Annotated in this window: 8 protein-coding genes; 3 read left to right on the forward strand and 5 right to left on the reverse strand. The window is 38.5% G+C overall.

Going from position 1 to position 7,148, the window contains the following annotated elements; translation table 11 throughout:
- Nucleotides 1-52: 52 nt before the first annotated feature.
- Nucleotides 53-322, reverse strand: a complete 270-nt coding sequence (locus tag MW695_RS15120; protein ID WP_247106163.1) for a hypothetical protein — start codon at nt 320-322, stop codon at nt 53-55.
- A 149-nt stretch (nt 323-471) separates the two neighbouring features.
- Between MW695_RS15120 and MW695_RS15125 the strand changes: the two genes are divergently transcribed.
- Nucleotides 472-603: a DUF3941 domain-containing protein gene (locus tag MW695_RS15125; RefSeq protein WP_247106164.1), complete on the forward strand. Its 132-nt coding sequence runs from the start codon at nt 472-474 to the stop codon at nt 601-603.
- 23 nt (nt 604-626) lie between these two features.
- Here the strand turns inward: MW695_RS15125 and MW695_RS15130 are convergent, their stop codons facing one another.
- Nucleotides 627-995: a rhodanese-like domain-containing protein gene (locus MW695_RS15130; RefSeq protein WP_247106165.1), complete on the reverse strand. Its 369-nt coding sequence runs from the start codon at nt 993-995 to the stop codon at nt 627-629.
- A gap of 70 nt (nt 996-1,065) precedes the next feature.
- On the reverse strand, nt 1,066-2,151 hold the full coding sequence (locus MW695_RS15135) for an AI-2E family transporter (protein WP_247106166.1): 1,086 nt from the start codon (nt 2,149-2,151) through the stop codon (nt 1,066-1,068).
- Between the two features lie 168 nt (nt 2,152-2,319).
- Between MW695_RS15135 and MW695_RS15140 the strand changes: the two genes are divergently transcribed.
- Nucleotides 2,320-3,708 (forward strand): MATE family efflux transporter, encoded by a 1,389-nt coding sequence (locus MW695_RS15140; RefSeq protein ID WP_247106167.1) that lies wholly within the window; start codon nt 2,320-2,322, stop codon nt 3,706-3,708.
- Nucleotides 3,709-3,826: 118 nt separating this feature from the next.
- Here MW695_RS15140 and MW695_RS15145 read toward each other — a convergent pair whose 3' ends face one another.
- Nucleotides 3,827-4,234, reverse strand: a complete 408-nt coding sequence (locus MW695_RS15145) for a hypothetical protein (protein WP_247106168.1) — start codon at nt 4,232-4,234, stop codon at nt 3,827-3,829.
- Nucleotides 4,235-4,500: 266 nt separating this feature from the next.
- Entirely contained in the window at nt 4,501-5,043 is a 543-nt protein-coding gene (locus MW695_RS15150) for an AAA family ATPase (protein ID WP_247106169.1), read from the reverse strand.
- Nucleotides 5,044-5,245: 202 nt separating this feature from the next.
- On the opposite strand from MW695_RS15150, the gene MW695_RS15155 reads away from it, so the two are divergent.
- Nucleotides 5,246-7,000 (forward strand): B12-binding domain-containing radical SAM protein, encoded by a 1,755-nt coding sequence (locus MW695_RS15155; protein ID WP_247106170.1) that lies wholly within the window; start codon nt 5,246-5,248, stop codon nt 6,998-7,000.
- Nucleotides 7,001-7,148: the final 148 nt, after the last annotated feature.

Consider the following 7,148-nt stretch of genomic DNA (forward strand, 5'->3'; position numbering starts at 1 on the left):
AAGAATTGTGTACTTCTGTCACACGCTCTGATCTAATAGCAAAAAAGACCACCTACTGGTGATCCTTTTGCTGTGCTTTGTTATAGTAGTTAATACTTGTCATAGCCCCTTCTTCGACCATATTATGATCATCGTAATCATGTGGATGGGAATGACCAATGCGTCGATCCTTTACTTTATTCATAACTGAGCTGTCTTTGAAATAGCTTCTTAGTTGTCTGTAGCTTCTTCTTACCTTCGAGCGAAATTCTTCATTTCTCATAAGCAATGTTGTCGTTCCAGCTGCCCCAGCTAACAATAACCATGCTTTCCTTCGTTTCATTTCTATCACCCCATATATTGTGATTAGTTCTTACTTTCCCTCTCTGTTTAATTTTTAAACATCATCGTAAGTGTATGTTCATAATTCGCTGACAATTGGTTACGCTAAAATAAAGCATAACTTACTCTTACTTTAATGAGGTGAACAATATGTCACAAACAGGTGATAACAACAAAAAGAAAAAAGACAACAATGCAAGAAATCAACAAAAAAATCGACAAGAATTAAAGAACAGGCGCGCAGGAGAGCATTCCTATTCAAAAGAAACGGATCACCTATAGGTTAAGGTGATCCGTTTTTTCACTCATGATTTCTTTAACTCCTTCACGTCTTTGACAACCCATTCCAGCCCTGTTTCAACTTCTTTATCCCACGTAAGCATGCCACCAGCAAAATTCTTTACGTGATCAAAGCCTTGTTCCTTCAAATAAAGAGCGACATTTTGACTTCTTGCTCCACTACGACAAATAAAAATATAAGAAAGGTCTTTATCAAGCTTATCCGTATATTGCGGAATCGTCTGCATCGGAATAAGTGGGATACCGGGAATATGACCCTGATCATATTCGTCATATTCACGAACATCAATGACAAGTGTATCCGTCTCTTCCTTTAACAATGACGCCAATTCCTCTACATCAACCTGCTCAATCCCATCAACTACATAACTCAACTACCAAGCACCTCTTTCATCACAGTTCATATATAAGTTAACGATACGATACCCGTTTACGAGTCAATTGTCAATCAACAGGCTTACTTCTTAAACGCCACAAGCGATACGTATGAGAAACGATAACCTTACCTACCGCATAAGTAGGAACGGCTAGTAATAATCCAAAGAAGCCGGCAAATCTTGCTGCTACTAATAACAACAAAATAATTGTTAACGGGTGAATATCTAATTTCCTTCCCATTACTTGCGGAGAAATGAGATTACTTTCAATTTGCTGTACTACGACAACAACGATAATGACAAGTAAAGCCATAAATGGCGATTCAATTAATCCAACAATTACTGCTGGGATTGTACCAATCCATGGTCCAACGAACGGAATGACATTCGTAAACATCGCCACTAGAGCTAACACAAGCGAATACTCGACGCCAATAATCAAATAGCCTATATACATTAGAACCCCGACACAAATACTGACAATAATTTGCCCTTGAATATAGGAGCTTAAGGCAAAGTCCATATCCTTTAGAATACGGCGTCCTTCCTGCTGTTGCTTACTAGGTAATAACCGTAACACTTGCTTCGGTGCTTTCTCACCTTCTTTTAACATATAAAAAAGGATAAACGGAATGACAACTAATATAATCACGACATTAGCAATGAATCCAAGAAAGCTAGCAATGTTAGAGCCTAAAGCTGTGACAAAATTATTTAAATATTCACCAAAATCAGCAATGATATTTTCAAACGAAAATTCATTTCCTTGTTGGAAACGAGCTATGTATTCATTATCTTGCAAGGCATTATACATGCCTTGTACTTCGCGCGTAAATGCCGGAAGTGTTTCAACTAAGCTATAAAACTGCTTCTGTAATTCTGGACCTATTAACAAAATCAACAGCGTAACAAGAGAAACACCTGTTAAATATAAAATGAGAATCGACATTCCACGAGGGATTTTTTTTGATAAGAGATTTACAAAAGGTCGCAATAAATAAAACAAGACCCCTGCTAAAGCGATAGGAGCAAACAGTGTTTGTACTAGAACGACAATGGGTTTGAAGATCCACTCTACTAACGTTCCTAAATAAATGATTAATAAAATTAAGATGAACGCATACATAATGCGAAATGACTTGCTTTGCGGCATTTATGTACCCCTTTCTGACATTATATACCTGTATTATAGCATTTTCCGCTAAGTAAAACTGTACTTTTTAGAGGTTTCATTGAACTTCTTAACAATTTTCAAACTTTTTACATACAAATCAATCATTATGAAGTATGATCTTCAAATGATTATTCCTGAGGTGAGAAAATGGACATTCAACAGAACAACAAAAAGAAAATTCAACAGCTTTCCCTTTTCGCCTTGACCTGGCCAATTTTCATTGAAATTATGCTCCATATGATTATGGGTAATGCTGATACATTAATGCTTAGCCAATATTCAGATGATGCGGTTGCAGCCGTCGGAGTTGCCAATCAAATCTTCATGTTTGTGATCGTCATGTTTGGATTTATTGCAACTGGAACAAGCGTCCTTGTGGCACAACACTTAGGAGCAAAACAACAAAAAGAAGCTGGTCAAGTCGCTGTCGTATCTATTTGTGCAAACTTGGCAATTGGCCTTCTACTTAGTATCGGATTGATCTTTTTTGGTGCTCCTTTACTTATGATGATGGGTTTACCTGAAGAGCTACTACAAGAAGCAACGATGTATATGGTTATTGTCGGAGGCTTTTCATTTGTGCAAGCACTGTTGATGACAGTTAGTGCGATTTTGAGAAGTTATCAATTCACGAAGGACGTCATGTACGTCACTATCGGTATGAATATTTTGAATATTATCGGAAACTATTTGTTCATTTTCGGGGCTTTCGGAATGCCTGTTCTAGGTGTAACTGGTGTGGCCATTTCAACAGCGGTCAGTCGTTGTATCGGACTTGCGATCGTTGCTTACTTACTATACCGTAGAATTCCTAACGATTTACCTTTTCCTTATCTACTAAAAGGTGTTCCAAAGGTTGAGCTGCGCAATTTATTAAAAATTGGTATCCCAACGGCTGGTGAGCATATGTTTTATAATGGTTCTCAGCTTGTCATTATGTACTTTATTCTCATGTTCGGGGCTGAAGAGTTAACGACACGTGTATACGTGCAAAATGTAACGATGTTTGCTCTCCTTTTCGGATTAGCCGTTGGACAGGGGACGCAAATTATTGTCGGCTATCAAGTCGGAGCAAAACAGCTCGATGCAGCATATAAACGTTGTATTCGCAGTTTGAAGCTAGCCATTTTGATTTCTCTTGGCATGTCAGCAATCTTTTATATCTTAAGTAATCCCATTTTAAGCATATTCACAGACAACCCTGATATTATTGCGTTAGGAAGTATTCTCTTGTTACTTCATGTCATTCTGGAGCCTGGCCGTTCCTTTAATCTCGTAGTCATTAACTGTTTACGAGCGGCTGGCGATGTGAAGTTCCCTGTCTACTTAGGCGTTATCTCAATGTGGGGTGTGAGTATTCCTGTCGCCTACTTTTTCGGTATATACTTAGATATGGGCTTAGTCGGCATTTGGCTTGGAATGGTTGCTGATGAATGGTTACGTGGATTTTTAATGTATCTACGTTGGCGCAGTGGAAAATGGCGAGAAATGGCCTTTGTTGGAAAAAGACAGGAAAAAAATGTAGCCGTTCCTTAAATCCTTCGTGTAAAATCGCTATATATGGTTGAGCTAAACTAAAAATAAAGATCCTTCCAAACAAAAAGCACACTTACAATGCGTAGCCTGAAAGTGTGCTTTTTCTCTATTATATTACCTACAGCCCAGCCTCTTCCTTAAACTCGGCAATTTGCTCTGCTTCTCTCTGTTTAAACTGTTCAATCAATTGCTCTCTCCGTTCATTCCATGACATTTTTGGATATTTCTTTTGTACGTATTCCATCAAATACTGCCTCATTAACGTTTGTTGATAAGGCTCAATAAGAAATTCATTCCAATATTCTTCTTCTGAAATGCCTAGCTCTTGAATCTGTTCATCAATGCTTTCCTTCGTTTCTTGCCAATTATCTACATTCTTTGATTCAATCGCTTCTTTAGTTTGATTAATGACTACCTGTGCTTCTTCTTCAGAAACACGAATCCCAACTTCATTTGCACGAGTTAGGATAGCCAATTCCTCTAACTGAACACGATAAGATTCCTCTTGAGCATGTTCAAATGACATTCCACCATTCTCCATCAGATGTTCAACAAACTCCTCATACCGCTCAACTGAAAATGGCGGATCAGATTCACTTCCTCTGTCTTTTTCTTGATGATCATCACCACAGCCTACTAATAATAAAACCGTTACAGCCCCTAGTAAATATTGTCGAATTATATTTCTCTCCTTTCAACACATTTTACCCCTTTTCACTATTCAATTTATAATCTAGCCATGCAAACTCAATTCGACTAGTCTCTCAACAACATCATGTCATCTCCAATTGATTAATCTGTTCTTTCTATTTTTTCATTTACGATAAATTCGTCTTTCTCTCTTATCTTCTCCACCACCTCTGTAGCCGTAACATCAGTAGTATGATAATAATAGCGTTCACTGATTTGCTTGCTTTTGAATTCTTCTACTAGCTCTAGGCAACGTTGCCCCATTTGGTATTGTTCATCTCGTAATTGATCTCTTCTTAACAATTCAGCATGATCGACCCAAAGGACAACGTAGAAAATCTTAGCTAGACACCCTTCACTTCGAACCTTTTGTATGACTTTTTCCACATCTTCTGGATAAGCAATATAATCTATGACGACGTCTTTATTAGCTCGTAAAAAATTCGTTGCTAAGCTCGCGATATTTTCCCACGTTAATGTAAGCAACTCTTCACTTTCCCACGGTGGAAGGTAACCCCCAACAATCATATGATTAATCAAATCACCTTCTATATATGCGCTCTCGTTAAACTGTTCTACTAATCTCTTTGATATAGTGGACTTTCCTACACCAGCTGGTCCTGTAATGATGTAAATACTTTTCACTGTTTCACCTACTTCCTACCTCTTGCAACCATTCGCTATCTTCTATTTTCCATTTCGACAGACACGATGACTTTCCTGCTCTCCTTTGTAAGAAACAGAAAAATATCATTTTCACCATACTTCTTGAACAACCTTTTTTACAAACACAGTTCTATGGTATGATCACTAGGAGCAAACATGAATAGAATTGAGGGATTGAATCATGAAAACCGTCGTTACGACGTTAAATGCGAAATACATTCACACTTGTCTAGCACTTAGATGTTTAAAGGCTTATGCAGAGCCTGATTTTCCCATTGAAATGGTAGAATATACGATTAAAGATCCGACGATGAACATCGTCTCTGATTTATATGCACGTAAGCCAGATGTGATTGGCTTTAGCTGTTACATTTGGAACATTGAAGAAACAATCAAAGTCATCAATATGCTAAGAAAAGTTTTACCACAAACAAAGATCGTCCTTGGTGGTCCAGAAGTTTCTTATGATACGAAGAAATGGATGGAGGAGCTTTTTGCTGTTGACTTTATTATTATCGGTGAAGGTGAAGAAACCTTTAAGCATTTGCTTGAAGAAATGACCACTACTCAGAAATACCATATGGTTTTTGGGGTTGCTTATCGCAAAGAGGAAGACATCCTTATTAACGCACCTCGACCGAAATTAAAGTTAGACGACCTTCCTTCTCCCTATCGTTTCCCAGAGGATGTAGACGGGCTCTCTAAACGGGTCACCTATTTTGAAACGAGTCGTGGCTGTCCTTATAGCTGTCAATTTTGCCTTTCCTCTATTGAAGTCGGCGTCCGGTATGTGAATATTGAGCGTGTTAAAAGCGATTTACTCTATTTAATTGATAACGGAGCAAAGCTGATTAAATTTGTCGATCGAACATTTAATATTAAACGTGATTATGCACTAGAGATCTTTCAATTTCTCATTGAACATCATAAGCAATGTGTCTTCCAATTTGAAATAACGGCAGATATTATGCGTCCAGAGGTTCTTGAATACTTAAATAAACATGCACCTCCTGGCATTTTCCGTTTTGAAATTGGTGTGCAGTCAACAAACGATGCAACGAACGAGCTTGTTCAGCGTCGACAAAACTTCAAGAAGCTTTCAAGAACGGTAACAATGGTGAAGGAAGGTGGAAAAATTGACCAGCATCTTGACTTAATTGCTGGATTGCCCGAGGAAGATTACAACTCTTTCAGACGAACGTTTAATGACGTATTTGCGATGCGACCAGAGGAATTACAGCTCGGCTTCTTGAAAATGCTACGTGGGACAGGCTTACGTATTCGTGCTAAAGATCATAACTATGTCTATATGGATCATGCTCCGTACGAAATTTTAGAAAATAATGTACTAACCTTTGATGAAATCATTCGCATAAAACGAGTAGAAGATGTACTAGAAAAATATTGGAACGATCACCGAATGGATCGTACAATTGAGTACCTTGTCACACACGAGTTTGACTCTCCATTTGATTTTTTCCAGATTTTTGGTGATTATTGGGATGCGAAGGGCTGGGCTAAGATCGGTCATCAGCTTGAAGACTTATTCAAGCGTTTATATGAATTTCTTGAACATTATGGAACAAAGGCTGAGCTCACTTACATTCAGAGTCTTATGATTGTTGATTTCTTTAAGAATCAAAAGCACAAGCCACGAAAAACATGGTGGACGTTCTCCTTAACGAAGAAAGAACAGTCACACTATTTATCTCTGCTCGCTGATCATCCTACTATTGTCTCTGCTGAATTCGAAGCTTTGAAGCTACACGAAAAGGATTTACACAAACATACGATGGTTGAGGTGATCCCTTTTGACTTGAGACAGAATGGTTCAACAGATCGCCCATCATTACTCATTGCTTACTTCTCACCAAAAGAGCACAAATCATTCTTATTTTCCGTTCCACTTAATCAGCTCTCTACTGCTGTATCATGAGAAAAGCCGCTGTGCGGCTTTTCTCAGCCTGTCGACAAAGTCGACAGGCTGGTTTGTTTAGTAGTCAGGATTCGGCTCTTCGACTACGCTACCGGGATGGGGGGCACGCTTTCCGCAGGCGGGCGTTGAACTAACCGGCTGCGCCGGT

The sequence above is a fragment of the Halalkalibacter sp. APA_J-10(15) genome, from assembly GCF_023017105.1.
Lineage (GTDB): Bacteria > Bacillota > Bacilli > Bacillales > Bacillaceae_D > Halalkalibacter.

What these genes read in the sequence shown, in the direction of transcription:
- MW695_RS15120 (WP_247106163.1), bottom strand. Translation starts at nt 322, where the DNA reads ATGAAACGAAGGAAAGCATGGTTATTGTTAGCTGGGGCAGCTGGAACG.
- MW695_RS15125 (WP_247106164.1), top strand. Translation starts at nt 472, where the DNA reads ATGTCACAAACAGGTGATAACAACAAAAAGAAAAAAGACAACAATGCA.
- MW695_RS15135 (WP_247106166.1), bottom strand. Translation starts at nt 2,151, where the DNA reads ATGCCGCAAAGCAAGTCATTTCGCATTATGTATGCGTTCATCTTAATT.
- MW695_RS15145 (WP_247106168.1), bottom strand. Translation starts at nt 4,234, where the DNA reads ATGTCATTTGAACATGCTCAAGAGGAATCTTATCGTGTTCAGTTAGAG.
- MW695_RS15140 (WP_247106167.1), top strand. Translation starts at nt 2,320, where the DNA reads ATGGACATTCAACAGAACAACAAAAAGAAAATTCAACAGCTTTCCCTT.
- MW695_RS15155 (WP_247106170.1), top strand. Translation starts at nt 5,246, where the DNA reads ATGAAAACCGTCGTTACGACGTTAAATGCGAAATACATTCACACTTGT.